Here is a 19736-nt window from a genome sequence, read left to right on the forward strand (position 1 = left end):
TACATGCACCAAAAACATCACCCAATCATACGAATAGATTGGGTGATGTTTTTGGTGTCTAGTTCCAGCACCTAGCCCCTCGAGGGTCCTTGTCGGACTTGCACAGGATGTGCTGACGTCGATGTTCGCCACAGGACGTGGCGGTTTTTAGTCGACGTTCTTCCGTCAAGGTGCTTCCGCTTTTCGATTTATGCTATTTCTTTTTGTGATTGTTCTACGAGAATGGCTTGCGGTATTTTGAATAGCTTTAACCACTTGTTAATGGATGTAACTAAAATAATAAATCCTAGGATAAGCATGATGATGGAAAGAACGCCATTTAATACGTTGTATCCAGCACTTTCGGCATTTAAGTACACATTAGTAATCATCCAGTATCCTGCCACATTAACCGTTACATAAAGGTAGGCAAGTGGGACTAAGCATGTCAGCATATACCAGCGTTTATCTGCAATCTTTAGAACGACTGTTGCACCAATAATAAGCCCGATTGAAGCCATTAATTGGTTGGATACACCGAATAATGCCCAGACTGAGCTAATATCTCCGGAATAAAGCAAGTATCCCCAGAAAAGACACGCGATGGCGCTGGCAATAATATTTGCAGGTAATGAATCGGTCCGTTTTAATGGTTTAATAAAGTCACCGCCGAAATCTTGAATGAGATAGCGTGCAACACGAGTTCCCGCATCTATCGCTGTTAAGATAAAGACGGCCTCAAAAAGAATAACAAATTGATAAAAGAATGATGCCATTTTTTTAAAAACTGGTATTTCAGTGAAGATGTATGTCATTCCTACAGCAAGAGTTACTGCTCCTCCTGTTCTTCCTTCAAGGTCCATCCCAATTTCTTCGCTAAGTTTGTCTAGGTGGACTGTTTCCATTCCTAATGCGGCATATTTCTCTGGTGTTGAGTTAATGGCAAAATAATCTCCAGGTTGTAGAGAAACGGCTGCAATTAATGCCATAACTGCAACTAAACACTCAACAAGCATGGAGCCGAAAGCGACCCCTTTTACATCACTCCAACGATTGATCATTTTTGGAGTTGTCCCTGAGCCAACGAATGCGTGGAAGCCTGAGATTGCTCCACAAGCAATCGTAATGGAAACGAATGGCCAAACAGGACCTGCAATAATCGGACCGCCGCCATTAATAAATTCAGTTAGTGCAGGGAATTGCACAGCTGGATTTACATAGAATACTCCGATAATTAAAGCAACGAATACCCCAATTTTCATAAAAGTACTTAAATAATCACGCGGTGCTAGTAAGAACCAAACTGGTAAAGCAGCCGCAAAGAAAGCATAGATTGGTAGAGCAAGAGCAAGCGTGCTTTTTTCAAGCGTAAGGAAATCGCCCAGAGCGGTTCCTTGAATATTTGGCCCTAAAAATACTGCTAGCATGATTAAACCGAAGCCAACTATAGTTGCCACTTTTAAGTTGCCAGTCTTTTTATGATACAAACCAACTCCCATAGCGATTGGAATCGTAATCGCTACTGCGAATGTTCCCCACGGGTTTCTTTCCAACGCACTTAAAACAACTAATGAAAGACCTGCCATTGTAATAGTAATGATGAATAGCATCGCCAAGCCTGTACAGAATCCTGCAACAGGACCGAGCTCTTCTTTAGCGATTTCTGATAAGGATTTTCCATCTCTGCGCATGGAAGCAAAGAGGACAACCATGTCGTGGACCGCTCCGCCGATTACGGCTCCAATTAACAGCCAAAGCAATCCTGGCAAATAACCAAATTGTGCTGCCAAAATTGGCCCAACTAACGGCCCCGCCGCAGCAATCGCCGCAAAATGGTGACCAAAGGAAACCCATTTATTCGTGGGTACATAATCTTGCCCATCTTCTAACTTATGTGCAGGTGTTGGCTTTGAATCATTGAGCTTTAAAACCTTTGCTGCCATAAATGTTCCGTATAAGCGATAGGCAATTAAAAGTATACAAATAGCACCAATTACGATTGTAACCGCATTCATTTCTACTTTCCCCCTTTTTATCATTTTCACAAAGTATAACGTATAAATAAAACCCACTGGATTCATTTTACAGTACAATTTAGAAAATATGAAGTTAATTTCAGCAATTATCAAACAAATTGTAATATTATATAAATAACGAAAAACTATTTACTTGAATATACATTCGACTCCAGGAGTTGAGGCTTTATATAGAAAAATATAAGTTTTAATAATTATGACTCGTCCTAATTTATCAAAAGTGTGGAGGCTATAATGAATATATTAGTCTTAGATATTGGAGGTACATTAATAAAAACCGGGATATGTGATGAAAACGGGCATTTAACTCAAATGAAAGAATACCCAACAGAACTTCAAAACGGTGAAAAAAACATCATAGATAAATTGAATAATATAATCACCGGGTTTCATGACTATGAAGCGATTGGAGTGAGCATTGCGGGTTGCGTTGATAGTGAAGAAGGTTATATTTACTCGAGCGGAAATATTCCAGACTTAAATGGATTAAGATTAAAGGATGTTTTGGAGAAGAAGTTTTGTGTACCTGTCAAAATCGAAAACGATGTGAATGCTGCAGCTCTAGGAGAAAAATATTATGGAGCGGGGAAGGGCTTTAATGACTTTCTTTGCCTCACGATCGGTACGGGTATTGGCGGAGCCATTGTGATTGATTCTACCATATTCAAGGGACATAAAGGGATTGCAGCTGAATTTGGCCATATGATTACTCATCCACGCGGGGCTCGATGTTCCTGCGGGGGATCGGGTTGCTATGAAACTTATGCATCTGCCACCGCTTTAGTTAAAAACGCGAGAAAAATAAATCAAAAATATTTCAACGGCCGAATTATTTTTGCCGAAGATAATCAACAGGACAAGGAACTTGAAAGAGTTATTCATGATTGGGTCTATGAAGTGGCTCTCGGTTTAACCTCGCTTATTCATATCTTTAATCCCCCGGCTATTATCCTCGGCGGAGGAATTATGGAACAGGAGAAGCTCGTTCATATGATTTCTGCGAAAGTAAAAGAATTAGCTTTGGAAAGCTTTTCAGATGTAAAGATTTTAAAGGCATCTCTTGGGAATAAAGCTGGGATGTATGGAGCGGCTCAATTAATTTTGAACGGTGAATATTATAAAAGTGGACGGAATATCACTTAATGAATACAGGAAATGGTATCATTGTTAATGAAAGAGTATTCTGTTAATAAGGGGGAGGAATAATGACAATAACCTTTCAAAAAAAAGAAGAGTGTTTTAATTTTTTTGATAATAACGGAAATGCGATTGAACGGAGTACTGAAGTTCGATTTGATCCGTTAACCGGTGAGACATCTCGGCTTATTTATGATTCGGGATTAGTATTTTTACCACCAGATTACTCGGAGATAGCCGTTCAAAATGGGGGGGCTAAATGTCCATTCTGTCCGGAAAATTTATTGAAATTGACTCCTGTTTTTCCTAAAGAGATTATAGGAAAGGGACGGATTTACAAAGGAGAAGCGGTGGGATTTCCGAATCTGTTTCCTTATAGCAAGCATAATGGAGTTATTATCTTCTCTAGTCAACATTATGTTCAATTAGAAGAATTTACGACTACTATGATTAGTGATGCGTTTTCGGCAGCACAAGACTATATACAAAAAATTATAGCTTCTGATTGTGAAGCCCGTTTTGCTTCAATTAATTGGAACTATTTACCCGAAGCAGGTGGGAGTGTTCTCCATCCTCACATACAAGTTTGTGTATCGGATTCTCCAACAAATTATCAGGCACTTCTTGATGAAAAAACACAAACTTATAAAGGAGAGCAAGATGCATTTACAGACTTATATGAAATAGAAAAGTCACTCGGCGAGCGATGGATTGGCGAAAAAGGGAATGTAGCTTGGATGCATGCATTTGCACCGAAGGGCCAAAATGATTTCTTGGCTGTCTTTAAGAATAAATATTCAATCCATGATATTAATGAACTAGATTGGACAGATTTTGCTGAAGGATTGCAAGTCATTTTTCAAACGTTAAAAGATCAAGGATTCGCCAGCTTTAACATGGCTTTAAATATATCGATAAATGAGGAATCGTCGAAACAGGCCATGAATGCTCGCCTCATACCGCGTTTTACTATAGGAATGATGAATACAAGTGACATCAACTATTATCAAGCACTTCACCAGGAGTCACTTACATATAAAACACCCGAAGCAATCGCATTAAAAGCACGAAAACATTTTAATATTTGAAAAGGTTACTATATAAAGCATGAGTACAATGGAAAAATCCTTTGGTTCATGCTTTTTTTTATCTGTCTAGCTCCACAAGGAACACTACGGCAGCATAAACATCGCACGAGTAAAAGCGATAGCTTTTAGGAGGAGCGCCTACCCCCTCGAGGTCATAAGCCGTTCCACCCAGAAAGGAAAGAACGCCTTTCCGTGCGGACCGTCTTATGCTTGTCGGGGGTGACCAAGGCGCTTCCGCTTTTATGCAATACTCTGAAATCTGCCTGGATATTGTTAATAGGCTTAAAGTTATAGTAAACTTGAAGAAACGTGTCGAAATAAGGTGGTTTTTGACGATTAATAGAATTTTTATAAAAATGATTATTTATTGTGAGGAACACCAATGAAAAAAAAGAATATTAATTCGTGGCTGCTTCGAGAAGAGAAGCGTGCACTGAAAGTTTATTTAATAAGCTTTTATATCACATTAGTTTTATACGATTTCTTTTACTATTATTTATTTCCAAAATTTATTCTCGGTATGAAACCTGAACTAGACATACCATTAGTCTATTGGGGATATGTCATATTACTCGGGGTGCTACCTGTTTCGTTCTATTTAAGTAGAAAGGGAAAACAGCATTCCATCAAATACTTATATATTATTCTATATATGGCGTTTGCTGCCTTTAGTGATATTTTGCAGTTCACAGCAGAAAGTACTGAATATAGAAGCGGGAATGCTGCAGAACTGATTCTTATATTATTTTCGCCTATTTTTATTAATAAACGTTTTTTTTGGGTCGCTTTCATTGCGTCCATTTTACGGTATTTAATTGTTGGTGTCTTTATTAAGTCAGGGGCTGTCGTTTTTCCGGTCGCTTTAATTATTGTCCTCTCGGTTATTGCTTTCATTTTTTTAAACCGTTCTTATTCCTTTATTCGCACATTGACCAATGCTTACGAGGAATTGCGGCATAAGGAAAAGCTTGCATTTGTCGGTCAGATGGCAGCTTCGGTTGGTCATGAAATCAAAAATCCACTTGCATCTTTAAAGGGATTTACACAATTACAAAAAGAAAAATATACAAGTGATCAACAGTATTTTTCAATTATGGAACAGGAGATTGATCGAATTAATTCAATCGTCAATGATCTACTGCTGCTTGGAAAACCCCGACCTAGCCAGTTCCAAAAATGTGATATGAAGAATAATATTTCCTACGTAATTTCTGTAACAGAACAACAGGCATCTCAGAAAAAGATTGCGTTTTCAATTGAGAGTGATGATCAAATTCCCCCGATTGAATGTGACGAGAATCAAATAAAACAAGTCTTTATGAACCTTATAAAAAACGGCCTAGACTCTATGGAGAATGGTGGAGAATTTAGGATTCTATTAAAGCTCGTGGCAGATCATAAGTTATCAATCAGCTTTATCGACCAAGGCTGCGGCATTCCGAAATCTGATTTAGAGAAGCTATTTGATCCTTTCTATACAACAAAGCAAGATGGAACAGGACTGGGCCTTCTCGTCTCGAAAAAAATTGTTGAAGATCATCAAGGGGAAATCACGGTGGAAAGTAAACTCAATAAGGGAACAAAGGTAGAAGTGATTTTACCAATTGTTCAGTGAGGAAATTGTTTCGAAAAATAGAAAAGCCTGCAAAAGGGATTTATCCCTGTGCAGGCTTTTTATGTTTCGTGAAAGTTGCTTAAATCATAATAAAGTATATTTAAAACTAAAACGTCAGTTATGCTATTCAACAAACGGGCCATTTAATGGTAAAGGACTATGAGCTTGGAATGAAGAATATTCATTAGTAAATGGGTTGTTAGCAATATAGGGGGAGTACCTTGAAACGTCTTATCTTTGGTATTTTGGTAATAATGGTTATCCTTATAGTTATGTATTTTTTGACTACTCCTGGAACGTAAACAGTATTTGCTTATTTGGGTAATGGGCACGATTATTGGAAAAGGATTTGTTCAAAAGGAACGGAGGGATATTATCAAAAGATATTTTGCTTTAATCTCAATAGCTGTTCTATTTTTATTAAGCTCCTGCTCTGAAAATATAGAGGTTGTTAATATTAAAGATAAAAGCTTATCAGGTCAGTTACTCATTCAAAAAGCAGAGGATAATACAAGTTCTAGAGAAATGACAAAAACGATTAAAGACAAGCAAAAAATAAAACAAGTATTAACAATGGTTGAAGGTCTCGAGGTAAAAGAAACAAATAGTGAGAATGTCACTAATCAATTGAAGGAGCAAAACAATTACTTGTTTTATTTTTCCGAGGGTGAAAAACTGGAAACTAGTAAAAAGGCGCCATATGCTTTTTCCGTGTTAAGTGATGGAACCTTCATATTTTTTTATAAGGATTTCAACGCCCCGCAGAAGCCTCGAATTACTATTGAAAAGCATAAGGAGCTATTTAATGACATTAAACAGATTCTTGAAATAAACTTTTAATCCTTATTCTAGAAAAGGGCCAGATAGTTGAACTGATCATATTGTGTATTGCCTTTAAACACAAAGGGGGAAATGAAATGGGGGCTAGTGAGAAGCTGAAAACTGATAATCTTCGTAAAAGACTAGGATTAGGGTCAATTTCACTATTACTATTTGTAATAGGATTATTATTTTCATTTTCATTTGGCAAACACGGAGCGCTTGGAGATACTATTTTACGTTTTGTAGGCTTAAATCCTTGGTCAAATGGCGAAACAGGTCTACATTATACAATGTTTTATTCGCTAATTTTTTATATACCAGCGTGGATAATTGGTAATAAATTTAAAAGCGATTTGGGAGCAAAAACAGGAAAAATATTATCCGTAATTATGATAGTACTAACATTACTTTTTTCACTTTTCATAATAGCTTAATTCCATTAACGGGCGCTTTTCTTGAAGAAGAATTGTGCCTTTTTCAGTAATAGGTCCATTTAATGGAATAAGACTTTAAACAAAACTGGATATTTATGTGAGATTGTGAAGAATTGTACTTAAACTAAAGTGGCAGATTAGTTCAATAAGAAAGGGACCCATTATTGGACATTTGACACCCATTATTCACTCCTATTTGGAAATTATAAATAAAAAGGAGTGAGAACAATGAGGAAATTCTTTATAGGTTTAATAATAACGTTTTTAGTTTGTCATACAGGAAAAGCATATGCAGTACAGAGAGTTGTTACATCACACATTATATCCGATGTATGGTATGAAAACATATTTCTAATTGCAGATAAGGTAGATAGTATGGCTACTAAAAACTTTACTGTTCAAATTGGCGGTGGAGTTGACAGTGTTGGTGGAGAATTATTTTACAACTTTCCAAATTGGTATAACGATAAGTTTGCCCCTAAATTATTTTATGAAGATATTAATAGCGATGGACTAAAGGATGTTATAGTCGCATTGATTTCAGGAGCAGGTTCAGGAATATCTACAAAAGAAATACATGTGTTAAATCAAGTACATGACCCTTACAGGAGATATGAAAAGGTACCAGTTGAGTCCCTAAATGCTGCCGTTAAGCGACTTGTAAAAATAGAACAAAAAGGTAATGAAATCACGGCTTTAATTGGCAAAAAGAAATATGTAGTGGACTATACAAAGTTTGGATACCAGACTCCTGTTGACCACCCTGGAGTAGGTGCAATTGAAAATTATGAACCTAAAGATGGTATTCTTTATGGCACAACAAATGTTTTTGTAACTATCCCTGAGGCTTACATAGGCAGTATAAAAGTTAGATATGCTTGGGATGGAAAAATGTATAAAGCAGAATCTGCTGTATTTGAGGCAAATCCTTATAAGGCATCAAGTTGATTAGAGTTAGTAATAGTGTTAACTTGGTAAACAAAACAATGATATTGTGAAAAAATGTACTTAAACAAACGGGGGCGTTAGTTTAACAAGACATATACTTATGATATTCAACAATCGGGCGCTATTCTGAAATAAGGAAAGCGTCTTTCTTCATGAAAAGGGCCAGATTGTGAAATTATGTACTTAAAGTAACGATGGCTTCTTAGTAAAAGAAGGGTTATCTTACACTTAAAATAATCTGAATATTACGAAACTAAATAGTTTGTTTTTCGTCAAATATATGAGGAGGTTATTATGAAAAAAATTATATTATGTTTGTTTTTAATAGGTATGTTAGTAGGTTGTTCAGAAAAAACAGAAACAGTAAAAAAAGAGGATTGGGAAGTAAGTCCGACTTTTAATATTCCTGTTACATTTGGAGATGGAATAAAAGGAGAATATGTTTTGGTTGGAGAGGAAGGAAGAATTGGATTTTTAGTTGGCTCTGGTAAAGAGGGAGTCGCAGAAGCTCAACCAATTATTGCAGGAAAAGGTAATAAATATATGTGGCATTTTTGGGGAGAAAAAGAAGAATTTGAGGGAAATTTAAAAGTTGTTGGTATTAACGAAAAAGGTGAAGAACACAAAGTCCTTATTAGAAATGCGGGAACACCTAATAGTGAAAAAGTTTGGGAGTATCCAGAAGTTGCAATAAGTCCTAATAATGGAGCTGACACACATGTTCCATCAAATATGGAATTTCCGACAGAAGGATTATGGAAGCTAAACGTTTATATTGGTGATAAATTATTTGGTGAAATTATTGTAAATGTTGAAGAAAGCTAATTTCTTGTTCGACTATTGGGCGCTTTTCTGTAATAAGGAAAGCGTCTTTCTTCATGAAAAGGGCCATATAATTGAATAAAAAAGGAATTTTCACGAAACAATTGAACTAATAATATATGGCCCACACTCCAACTTGAACAATAGGAGGTATAACAAATTGTCGATCTTCCGTAATCCCCAAGTTATTCTGTTCAGTTCAGATGTAGTTAGAGCAGCTGCGTTCTACAAGAGTCTGGGATTCACGAGTCCTTACGAGTGCCAAATGATGGCGAACCGATCATATTGATTTGGTTCTCGATGACTATAGAATAGGCTTCGCATCTGTTTCCTCTACGCGCGATGATCACGGCCTCTCCCCCGTGTCTCGTGGGCAGCGTATTGCAGTGATTTTGTGGACGGATAACACTGCTGCTGCCTTTGAAACCGTCACCTCGAATGGCACCAAAGCCCTGGTATCACCGCACGAATGGCTCGGTCGCTGCTCATTGCTTGGGTTGCAAATCCGGATGGTAATCCAATTCAGATTGTGCAAAATCTCTGACGATGCACTTTCATCTCAGGCAACGGTAAGCATTCTTCATAGTAGTTCTCCCTATGCTAACGAAGCAAGACAATAACATACAACAGCTTTTTGATCTAGGGTATTGTTGCATATCAAAAAAGGGAATAAGGAGTACTTCGTAAAAATTAAGGAGGTAATCCATGTACTTATATCTCGTTCTACCGATCCTTAGATATCGGGTGCTATTCCCTTACAAGGATTAGCGTCTATAAATTACATAGATGTATAAATAATAAAATTATTTACTATATTTGAATTTTTTTACTATAATGGTAAAAAATACGTCATTATTTAAGTGTAATTTTTTAATGGGAATGGGGTTTAAAAGTGAAAAAAGAGAGTGATCATTTATATTTCATCGATAATATAAAAATAGCTTTAATTATGCTTGTAGTAGCTCACCATGCTGGGCAAGCCTATGGACCAGGTGGTTGGTGGTATTTTTTGGATGATGAATCAATCAACTGGTTGGGTAGATTTTTCTCTGTAAATGCAGCATTTTTTATGAGTATGTTTTTCTTTTTATCAGCCTATTTTCTCCCTCAATCAATCGCGAGAAAAGGGCCGAAACGATTTTTAAAAGAACGATTTATTAGAATCGGTATTCCATTACTACTGGGATTTCTCGTGATAATTCCTATTCTGATGTATTTATATTACATTAATTTCAGAGAGTATGAACCCATCTCATTTTTTTCTTACTATGTTAATATATTTTTTGGACTTGGCAATGAACCAACCAATTGGACTGGGCCATCATGGCCTGATATGCAATTTGGCCATTTATGGTTTTTAGAGCATTTACTTGTGTATGCGGTTGTGTTTTCAGTCTGGACCTTCTTTACATGTAAGAAATCCACAAAAAAATCTGATGGAAAAATTAAGGTTTATCAGATTCTCTCCTTGTGGTTGGTCGTTAGTTTAGTGACTTTCATTACAAGGATATGGTTTCCTATTGATCATTGGTCAGCTTTCTTAGGGTTTATTCAAACAGAATTTGCACATGTACCACAGTATGTGAGTTTCTTTTATTTAGGCATTATGGCTTATCATCGCAAATGGTTTTTAACTCTAAGTGTGAGAGCAGGATACATCTGGCTTGCTATTGGAATTTTTATTGTAACTATTTTGTATTTTGGAGGGACTACAGTATATCCTTTTCTTTTAAAGGGTGGCCAAAACTTCGGTTCGTTGGCTCGATCATTTATTGAGACGTTACTGTGTATTTCGCTAATAATTGGTCTTCTAATTTTATTTAGAGAAAAAATTAACGGCACTAGTCGTTGGTCAAAGATGTTATCAAACAATGTATTTGTTGTTTATTTCATCCATGTCCCAGTAGTTGTCTCCCTCCAATATACATTGAATGACCTGCCAATATCAGTCTGGGCTAAATTCCTTATAACAGCATTTTGGGGAATTGTTTTAAGTTTTTTGCTAAGTCATTTTGTATGGCGAAAGATTCCATACCTCAAAAAAATGATGTGAACGGAAATAATATTTAAATAAGTGAAAAGTGAAAAGCCAGAAATAATGCTGGCTTTTATCTTAGTAGGCAGACGATACGCAGTAATGTAATCTTATTCAACAATCGGGCGCGTTTGTTGAAGATACAAATGATAATTTTGTTGTGGTATAAGCTTTGGTGTTGTAGTAGTAAATGAGGTCATATGTTGTACAAAAAAGGATAGATGTAAGCAGGTATAATCCCATGTTAATCTATCCTTCCTTTTTACCCTATATAATATGTGACATTATAATAAATCGTTTAATTATAGATGTTCATAATTATTTTCTTGTCTTTTAATAAAATTGATAAAGCTCGAAATCTTTTTTTGTTTTTCAGTTTGTTTGTACTAGGGGGTCCAACATTGTTTCTGGCAATCAATGTTTTGGCAGTATGTTTATTAATTCTTATGAATTTTTACTCAAAAGAAAACTGAATAGACACGGTTTTGGTCCTAAAGTTGGAAGGGAATTTTAAATTTTATACAGAATGTGTAATCTATGGATATATTCAACATGAGGGTTGACAATGGAACTATTAAAATTATTGGTTAGTGGTAACGTTTCTGTTCCTTAGCTTCCGGCGGTTCAAAAGTAGCATCAATATGGTGGGAAGAATACAGTGATGGAAAAGCATTTGCTGTTGATTATCCTCGTTCTAAACAAGTTAAGTCAACAGTTTGGCAATATAGAGATTTCAAAGCTGTAGCAAATAATATAAAAACTGCAGAGAAGGAGTTGGTAACCTTCGGTGTATTAGGTGTTGCAGATGCTGTGTGGAGAACTGTTAAAAAAGGTGATCTTCTAAATTTAACACTTATTAAAAAATTAAGTAGTAAATTATTAAGGGCTATTCCAGGTTTAGGCACTTTATATAGTATATATACATATGTAAGTTATTGTATTAGTGCAAGAAATCTCTATAATAAAATTCCTGTATAAATGCAACAAATGCCTAAAATTCCTTAATTTTACTAAAAAAGTGGTTAGATATATATTTATCTAGCTACTTTTTAGTAATAATATTTTTTTGTAAAAGTATTTGAATCCGAAATTTATTGAGGCGGGAAAACTTAATTGTGGTGGGATGCTATCATAAGTGGTTTGTTGATATACATATATTTACATTTAAGTTATAAGGTTTTCTATTATTTGAAAAATTATACAAATAAATCATCAAATGATCCCTTTTTAACCTTACTCCCTGGTTGGATATTTGTGATAATTTCTTCTAGATTAATACTTTATTTATTAAATCTATTCCAATTCCCTGGTTTTACAATTATGTATATTATATTTTATTTATCAGTTACTATTGTTATCATTTTGGCGATAATTATATTTTTGATAAAACCTTTTAATAAAAAAGTATATACAAAAATTTTAAATATTTTTAATAAAAATTATAAATAACCTTTATTGATATATTACACAATAAAGGAACCTGGTTGACAAGGGCCTCCCCTACAAAATGCGGGAAACATACGACTAAGATAATTTTCAGAAAATCAGAGTCATTTACACCATCGTCAACCATTGGTTGCAATCCTCTTTTTTCTTGCACGAAACTATTAATAGAAACTTAGTGAACTTCCGCAATCGGGCACTTTTATGAAATAAGGAAAGCGTCTCTTTTCATGAAAAGGGCCATATTCTTGCATAAGAGAAGGAGTTTTCAGAAGGTAAATTGAAATTAAAAAGGATGATATTTGGTTGAATATGGTACATCGATATGCATTTTACCCTCCGTTAGAAAGGGGCAGGGATTTGAAAAAAATATTCATCTAAAATGAGGTGGTGGAACTTGACTAAAAGAGGTGTAAAGGTTGGTGAATCGATTAAAAAGGTCATAAACAACGAGGGATTTTCTGGAGTTGTTTTCGTGAAGGACGACAATGAAATACTATTTGAATCAGTATCTGGATATTCTGAGCGGCCTGAAGAACGATTGAATAACATTAACACACGATTTGGTATGGCTTCAGGCTGTAAGTTGTTTACTGCAATTGCAGTTTGCCAATTAGTTGAGAATGAAATATTATCATTTGATACACGACTTAAAGACTGTTTAGATATAGTTTTTCCGCATTTCGATGAAAATATAATGATCCATCATCTTTTAACCCACAGTTCTGGAATTCCAGATTATTTTGACGAAGAGGAGATGGATAACTTTGAAGATCTTTGGAAACAAACACCTATGTATCTATTAAAGGATTTAAGCGATTTTCTGCCATTGTTTAAAAACAAAAAAATGATGTTCGAACCTGGAGAAAGATTTCATTATAATAATGCTGCATTTATTGTTTTAGGTTTAATTGTGGAACAACAAACAGGCCTTTCTTTTACCGATTATATTGAAACGAATCTTTTTAATCAATGCGGTATGAATGATTCAGGCTATTTTTCATTAGATCGGCTCCCCAAAAACACAGCTTATGGATACATCGACGACGAAGGTGGGACATGGAAAACGAATATCTACTCGATTCCGATCAAAGGTGGTGCTGATGGAGGAGCCTTTATCTCTGCACCTGATATGATCAAACTTTGGGAAGCATTACTGGATTATCGTCTTTTAAGTAAAAAATATACTGAACTACTTATGACCTCACACATTCATGTAAAAGAGGAAGTCCATTATGGGTATGGAATTTGGATCAACAAACGTAATAATTCCATATTCAAGTATCATATAATGGGGTACGATCCCGGGGTGAGCTTTCATTCGGCTCTGTATCCTGAGTCCGGGATTAAACTTGTAATTCCTTCAAACAAAAGTTCAGGGCCATTGAAAGTTATGAAAGCGATAGAAAAATATTTTGAAATTTAACTTCGTACATCTTTATGCTGTTTTCGATTAAAAATCGCCTTCCCCTGGTGATGCATTTTAGCTTAGGAACAATAGATACTGCTCAATTAACTACCTAATAAAACAAGAATTATGTTTTATTCAAGAATAGGGCGCTTTTCTGAATTAAGGAAAGCGTCTTTCTTCATGAAAAGGGCCATTTAATGGAGGAAGAATCTCAAGAAAAATTGAATACTTATGGTTTGGGGGGGTATTTTCATAAAAAATAGAGTTCGGATATTTTATTTGGAACTTATTAAGACAGAGGCTTTTAAGATAAAGTACATATTTTAGAGGACAACATAAATAAACAGGGGAGGTAATATATTGATAAAGCGAATGGGTATTGTTTTATTTTCTCTGTTATTGTTAATTGGATGCAATAACTACAACATCAAACAAAACACAGAATTAGAAAAAAATATTAATACGTCTATTATTATGGTCTCCGATAAAAGTGATAGCGAAATATATATAAAGGCTTTTACAAATTTTGAGTGGGACAAGGCATTTTTAATTAATCCTTATACGTCGCAAGAAGAGATAGAAAAACAAGTAGGCGTTAATTTCAAAGACCCAAGTAATATTAGTTCGAGAGATGATATCTATTTATTGATATTCCTCAATAATGGAAAAGTAGTTCAGTATGCAGAAATAAATCGTTTACAAACCTCTTTTTCCTTAGCTGATAAAGAGTTTCTTACACCCTCTAATGATATAATTTATATAGAAAGGTAACGAAGTATTATTCAACAAGAGATGATTTTCCACTAGGAACAGTCGCTTCTTTAGCTAACAGGGCATTTGTTGATCAAGACATGTACTTATGATCTTCCACAATCGGGCGCTTTTCTAAAAAAAGGAAAGCGTCTTTCTTCATGAAAAAGGCCAGAAGTTATTTTATTAAAGGACGCGTTTATTTAGGAACGCGTCTTTTTTATTTAAAGGCTAGTTTAGTTGAAGAATGAGCTTTTTTAAGTTATTGAATATGTTATATCAATTGGTTAATATCGGTGTTTTTTATGTAGGAGACGATATATAAAATGAATAGGAAGTTAATTGGGTATTCAATTAGTTCATTTGGGTTAGGAGTTTTAACAAGTTCAATTATTTATCCATTAGGTTTTTTGGAATCAGCATTCGTATATGGTGTAATGACATCAGGAGGGGCAGTATTAATATTTGTTGGTAGTTTTATTAGGCCGTCTAAAAAACGATTTTATTGCCAAGCTACCAGTTACCCCTTACTATGAAAAATAGAAGCACTATGAAAAAAGAAATTTATTTAAGAGTGGAAAAGAAACGGGGATTTAACATGTGGGATCTATTATCACAAATGCTATCAAGAATGACGCTTATCATCACTATTGCCTTCCTCTTCACACGACTGCCTATTTTTAGACAGATGATCTATCGAGATTTAAACATCAAAGGTAGCTTTGTTATGATAATGCTCTTTGGATTATTTGGTGTCATTGGGAATTATACAGCCATCGTCGTCAATCCAGAAGCACATGTAATTTCTAACCTATGGAATCCTGAACTTCAAATGAATAATGCCATTGCAGATACACGCAATATTGGCATTATCATGGGTGGGCTGGTTGGTGGCCCATTGGTTGGACTTGGATCAGCTTTAATTGCAGGTGGACATCGCTTCTTTATGGGGGGATTTATTAGCGAAGCCAGTTTTATTGCCTCACTTGTCGGTGGTGGATTGGCAGGACTATTTGGCCGCAAACTGCGTGGCATTGGCTTAATTCGCCCTTTACCTATGCTTTTAATTAGTATTTTGATTCTGATCATTCAAATTTTACTTATCCCATTGTTTACTACCCAGCACATTACAGCTCTTCATTTAATTAGCTATACTGGGATTCCGATTATCGTCATCAATAGTATTGGTATCTGGATTTGTGCGATGATTTTTTATAGTGTCATTCAGGCTGAGGAACGAACACGTGCTAACCAAACGGCTACGGCACTATCGATTGCAAACCGGACACTTTCACTTTTCCGTCAGGGGTTAAACGAATCCACGGCATCAAAAGCCGCAAAGGTCATCCAACAATTAACCAATGTCGACCATGTGGCAATTACCCGCGGTATTAGAGAGCTAGCTCATACAGGCGGAACCAGCAATCCATCTGAGCTTAAATATAGAGAACAGGTAATTAAAACGGGGAATATGAAAATCGTTCGATCCTTTACGAATGCATTATATCCGCGAAATGTAAATAATGCGGCGTTTATTGTATTGCCGTTACTCGTAAAAGATAAGACGATTGGGACGTTAACATTTTATTTTCGCCATCCATTTCTCATGACTTCTGTTGAACGAGAAATGGCAGAAGGACTTAGTAATTTATTTTCTAGTCAATTAGAGCTGGGAGAGGTTGAACGTTATAATAAGTTACTGCAAGATGCAGAAGTAAAGGCGCTACATGCCCAAATTCATCCTCATTTTTTATTCAATGCTCTTAATACAATTGTTGCACTTTGTCGCATGGATCCTATGCTCGCTCGTAAATTGTTACTTCATTTATCTACCTTTTTAAGAAACAATTTGACAGGACTTACCGACCGTCTTGTACGTATCGAAAAAGAATTGGAAAATGTCCATGCCTATTTCGCATTAGAAGAAGCACGATTTCCTGATAGGTTTGAACTTAGCGTCGAGATGGATCCGAATCTAAGTCATGCTCTCATTCCACCTTTTATTCTACAACCGCTTGTAGAAAATGCGATTACCCATGGTGAATTAAAGAACTTAGGGGAAACTGGAAAAATTCATATCAACATTAAACAACGAACAGAATCGAAACTACAGTTAATCGTTATCGACAATGGAATTGGCGTGCCCCCAGAAAGGCTCGTTGATTTAGGCCAGCGTGTCGTTAACTCAACCAAAAACGGAAGTGGGTCCGCACTCTTTAATATTAAGGAGCGTCTAACCGCTTTATTTAGCCAAAATGCATCTTTTAACATGGAAAGTAAACCAGGGCAAGGAACTACCGTTTCAATTACATTACCGATACAATTTTAATTATATAGAGAGGGCAGGTAGATATGCTGTATGCATTTATTGTAGAGGATGAACAATTTGCACGAGAGGAATTAAAATATTTATTAAATGAAACAGGTGATATAGAGATTATTGGCGAGTCCGAAACGATGCACGAAGCTCTATGGGATATTAATGAATGTCAACCTGATGTTGTGTTCCTTGACATCCAGCTTGCTAAAGGAAATGGAATGGAACTGGCGAAACAATTTAAACATATGAAAAAACAACCGATGATTGTATTTGCTACAGCTTATGATGCGTATGCACTTGATGCATTCGATCTTGATGCTGTTGATTACATTGTCAAGCCAATTGATGAGTCAAGGCTTCGTAAAACTGTAGACAAATTACTAGTACACGCACAGTTCCATAGTGTTAAACCGCAACAAGAGGATACGCAGCCGCACGGAACAAAAACAATTCCGGTAAAAGACGAAGATAGAATGATTATTGTACAAGTTGATGAGATTTACTATATAGGAACAGAAAATCGCCAAACGTATATTAAAACCGCCAAGCATAAATATGAAACTGATCTGTTGCTTTATCAAATATTAGAAAAGCTAGGCGATGACTTTTTACAAGTGCACCGTGGTTATATCGTTAATTTAAAGCAGGTTTCCGCCATAGAACCATGGCTTAATCGTGCGTATAATTTAATTTTAAAAGATGGATCAAAAGTACCTATCAGTCGCTCATACGCTAAAAATGTTAAACAAAAATTGGGATTTAAATAAGTTGGTTTCGTCTTGCCTTTAAAACAAAAAAATAGCATCCATTCTTTAATTAAAAGAATAGATGCTATTTCTAAAATTTATTATGACCAGCCAATCAATTGGGCGATGACAAGTGTCACAACCGAAATTCCAGCCCAAATGAGGAACAATGGGAAGAAGAAACGAATCCATTTCTGCCATTGCACACCCGCAATCGCAAGTGCTGCCATGAAGTACCCACTTGTCGGATAAAATATATGAGTGAACCCATCACCAAGTTGATAAGCAAGAACAGCAGTTTGTCTCGTCACACCAACCATATCAGCAAGTGGCGCCATTATTGGCATGGTTACAAGCGCTTGTCCACTACCAGAAGAAATAATAAAGTTAATAAAGACCTGCACAACATACATACCAACTGCCGCTAATGCTGGTGGCAAATCACCAACGAGTGAACCAAGCGTATGAACCATTGTGTCCATAATGTTACCATCTTCTAGTACAACTGCAACTGCCCGAGCCAGCCCAACTATAAACGCTCCCATTAAAACATCTTTAAACCCTTGGGTAAAGGCTTCGCAAAGTTCACCTAATTTAAGACCGGCAATCATTCCAACGACAATTCCCATGATGATAAAGAGTCCTGCCATTTCAACCATAAACCAACCTTTTGAAATGACACCATATACAAGAATGACGAAGAATACAAGCGCTGCAACCGCTGCCCACTTTTGCCGTGCAGTGGCTGAAATGGCTTCAGCTTTTCCCACACTTTTATATAAAGCACGCTTTTCCATATCATCTTCATATACTAGACTACGCGTTGGATCCTTTTTGACTTTCCTTGCATAACGGATAATGAATAAAATGGCTGCCGTAACCGTCACAATAAAAACGATTAAACGTAATTCAATTCCAGAGAAAACAGGCAAGTCCGATAATTTTTGTCCAAGCCCCGTATTAATCGGATTTAGTACACCTGCTGTAAACCCAACAACAGTCCCACAAAGTGCAATGGCTGCTGCTGTAATTGAATCATAACCCAGTGCAATAATAAGAGGCATGATAACTGGAATGTAAACAAGTGATAATTCAGCTGTTCCAATCAATGTTGCTATGATGGCAAACACGGTTGTTAAAACAGGAATGAGCATAATACTTTTATGCGAGAATTTCCGTGCTAGTTTATCAACGGCGACCTCAATGATTCCAGTACGCCTTAGAACCATAAACATCCCACCAATGATAAACGTGAAGAATACAACCTCACCTGCGTCAATCAATCCCCGTGGAATAACCGTCAAAAAGTCTGTAATCCCAACAGGGGTTTGTTCAACATGATGAAAGGAATTTGGGTCTATCGTTGTTCGGCCTTCTGGACCAGGTACACGATTAAATTCCCCCGCCGGAATGAAATATGTTGTAATTGCGGCAAGCGCACTAAAGACAAATAAAATGACATAAATATGTGGCATCTCAAATTTTTTCTTTTTCTTTTTTGGCTCCTGTTCCGTGTTCAGTTGCTCCGTACTTAACATGTTAATCCCCCCGGAAAGTGTGTATGATATTACCAAATAAATGCAAATAGCATTAAGTCAATCTTGGTATGTACACATTATAAAAAAGAAAACGCTATCCCGGACATTTTTGTGACAAAGTGTTCACATATAAAACAAGAGGTACACAATCCGAAACGAACTGCACACTTTACTTGTCGCTATGGTGAAAGAATAACACTGGGTGCTTCATCGGGAGAGGGAACTGTTTCCTACATTTCTTTGTCCATGTTTCTCCCCGGCTGCAAAAATGCCCAGCGACATGCCAAAACTAGTATCGATCCCTAACTGAACTGTGTCCTATTAGATTTGAGTACCTTTCACTCCCCGGATGAGATTCTAGATGGACTAACAGCAGCGGATGAGGCAAAGTTCATGAACACAAAGGCTTTTAGTTCCAGAAAAATAAGAAGATACATATCCGTTTTTCTAATTTTCGTTATTCCATTAAAGGGCGCAATTCTTTAGGAGCAAACTTATTTAACTCATGGCTCATGTATGTGAACAAGGTATTTACCCTGTTCGCAATTCAGGATATGCCCATGTGCTTTAGGTTAATAATTTTATGATTAATGTTACTTTATAGGAATATGT

At 36.1% G+C, this 19736-nt stretch carries 14 protein-coding genes; 12 read left to right on the forward strand and 2 right to left on the reverse strand.

All coding sequences use genetic code 11. The features are described 5' to 3' along the window. Positions 1 to 188 precede the first annotated feature (188 nt). On the reverse strand, positions 189 to 1994 hold the full coding sequence (locus tag F7731_RS12690; protein WP_151535139.1) for a carbon starvation CstA family protein: 1806 nt from the start codon (positions 1992 to 1994) through the stop codon (positions 189 to 191). Positions 1995 to 2249: 255 nt separating this feature from the next. Here F7731_RS12690 and F7731_RS12695 point away from each other — a divergent pair, with 255 nt between their 5' ends. From F7731_RS12695 to F7731_RS12750, 12 genes are all read left to right on the forward strand, one after another. Continuing rightward, positions 2250 to 3158 (forward strand): ROK family protein, encoded by a 909-nt coding sequence (locus F7731_RS12695; RefSeq protein ID WP_151535140.1) that lies wholly within the window; start codon positions 2250 to 2252, stop codon positions 3156 to 3158. 62 nt (positions 3159 to 3220) lie between these two features. After that, positions 3221 to 4240, forward strand: coding sequence for a hypothetical protein (locus tag F7731_RS12700; RefSeq protein ID WP_151535141.1), 1020 nt, complete (start codon positions 3221 to 3223; stop codon positions 4238 to 4240). A gap of 382 nt (positions 4241 to 4622) precedes the next feature. Further along, positions 4623 to 5855: an ATP-binding protein gene (locus F7731_RS12705; RefSeq protein ID WP_151535142.1), complete on the forward strand. Its 1233-nt coding sequence runs from the start codon at positions 4623 to 4625 to the stop codon at positions 5853 to 5855. A gap of 309 nt (positions 5856 to 6164) precedes the next feature. Then, a complete protein-coding gene (locus F7731_RS12710; protein ID WP_151535143.1) occupies positions 6165 to 6695 on the forward strand; it encodes a hypothetical protein in 531 nt (176 codons plus the stop codon). A 77-nt stretch (positions 6696 to 6772) separates the two neighbouring features. Then, positions 6773 to 7111, forward strand: a complete 339-nt coding sequence (locus tag F7731_RS12715) for a hypothetical protein (RefSeq protein WP_151535144.1) — start codon at positions 6773 to 6775, stop codon at positions 7109 to 7111. Between the two features lie 228 nt (positions 7112 to 7339). After that, positions 7340 to 8059, forward strand: coding sequence for a hypothetical protein (locus F7731_RS12720; RefSeq protein WP_151535145.1), 720 nt, complete (start codon positions 7340 to 7342; stop codon positions 8057 to 8059). A gap of 294 nt (positions 8060 to 8353) precedes the next feature. Beyond that, positions 8354 to 8884, forward strand: coding sequence for a DUF4871 domain-containing protein (locus tag F7731_RS12725; RefSeq protein WP_151535146.1), 531 nt, complete (start codon positions 8354 to 8356; stop codon positions 8882 to 8884). A gap of 889 nt (positions 8885 to 9773) precedes the next feature. Then, positions 9774 to 10934: an acyltransferase family protein gene (locus F7731_RS12730; protein WP_151535147.1), complete on the forward strand. Its 1161-nt coding sequence runs from the start codon at positions 9774 to 9776 to the stop codon at positions 10932 to 10934. 1822 nt (positions 10935 to 12756) lie between these two features. Next, positions 12757 to 13785 carry a serine hydrolase domain-containing protein gene (locus F7731_RS12735; RefSeq protein ID WP_425481998.1) on the forward strand — a complete coding sequence of 343 codons (1029 nt, stop codon included), beginning with the start codon at positions 12757 to 12759 and terminating at the stop codon, positions 13783 to 13785. A gap of 345 nt (positions 13786 to 14130) precedes the next feature. Further along, positions 14131 to 14541, forward strand: coding sequence for a hypothetical protein (locus F7731_RS12740; RefSeq protein WP_151535149.1), 411 nt, complete (start codon positions 14131 to 14133; stop codon positions 14539 to 14541). A gap of 577 nt (positions 14542 to 15118) precedes the next feature. After that, positions 15119 to 16849 carry a LytS/YhcK type 5TM receptor domain-containing protein gene (locus F7731_RS12745; protein ID WP_170289704.1) on the forward strand — a complete coding sequence of 577 codons (1731 nt, stop codon included), beginning with the start codon at positions 15119 to 15121 and terminating at the stop codon, positions 16847 to 16849. A gap of 23 nt (positions 16850 to 16872) precedes the next feature. Then, positions 16873 to 17607 carry a LytR/AlgR family response regulator transcription factor gene (locus F7731_RS12750; RefSeq protein WP_151535151.1) on the forward strand — a complete coding sequence of 245 codons (735 nt, stop codon included), beginning with the start codon at positions 16873 to 16875 and terminating at the stop codon, positions 17605 to 17607. An 80-nt stretch (positions 17608 to 17687) separates the two neighbouring features. On the opposite strand, the gene F7731_RS12755 is transcribed toward F7731_RS12750, so the two are convergent. Then, complete coding sequence (locus tag F7731_RS12755; RefSeq protein WP_246197204.1) at positions 17688 to 19124, reverse strand: YfcC family protein; 1437 nt, start codon at positions 19122 to 19124, stop codon at positions 17688 to 17690. Positions 19125 to 19736 lie beyond the last annotated feature (612 nt).

The sequence above is a fragment of the Cytobacillus depressus genome (assembly GCF_008923245.1).
Taxonomy (GTDB): Bacteria; Bacillota; Bacilli; order Bacillales; family Cytobacillaceae; genus Cytobacillus; species Cytobacillus depressus.

Coding starts and splice junctions, on each gene's coding strand:
- F7731_RS12755 (WP_246197204.1), bottom strand. CDS start 19,124: ATGTTAAGTACGGAGCAACTGAACACGGAACAGGAGCCAAAAAAGAAA.
- F7731_RS12750 (WP_151535151.1), top strand. CDS start 16,873: ATGCTGTATGCATTTATTGTAGAGGATGAACAATTTGCACGAGAGGAA.
- F7731_RS12715 (WP_151535144.1), top strand. CDS start 6,773: ATGGGGGCTAGTGAGAAGCTGAAAACTGATAATCTTCGTAAAAGACTA.
- F7731_RS12705 (WP_151535142.1), top strand. CDS start 4,623: ATGAAAAAAAAGAATATTAATTCGTGGCTGCTTCGAGAAGAGAAGCGT.
- F7731_RS12700 (WP_151535141.1), top strand. CDS start 3,221: ATGACAATAACCTTTCAAAAAAAAGAAGAGTGTTTTAATTTTTTTGAT.
- F7731_RS12690 (WP_151535139.1), bottom strand. CDS start 1,994: ATGAATGCGGTTACAATCGTAATTGGTGCTATTTGTATACTTTTAATT.
- F7731_RS12720 (WP_151535145.1), top strand. CDS start 7,340: ATGAGGAAATTCTTTATAGGTTTAATAATAACGTTTTTAGTTTGTCAT.
- F7731_RS12695 (WP_151535140.1), top strand. CDS start 2,250: ATGAATATATTAGTCTTAGATATTGGAGGTACATTAATAAAAACCGGG.
- F7731_RS12725 (WP_151535146.1), top strand. CDS start 8,354: ATGAAAAAAATTATATTATGTTTGTTTTTAATAGGTATGTTAGTAGGT.
- F7731_RS12745 (WP_170289704.1), top strand. CDS start 15,119: ATGTGGGATCTATTATCACAAATGCTATCAAGAATGACGCTTATCATC.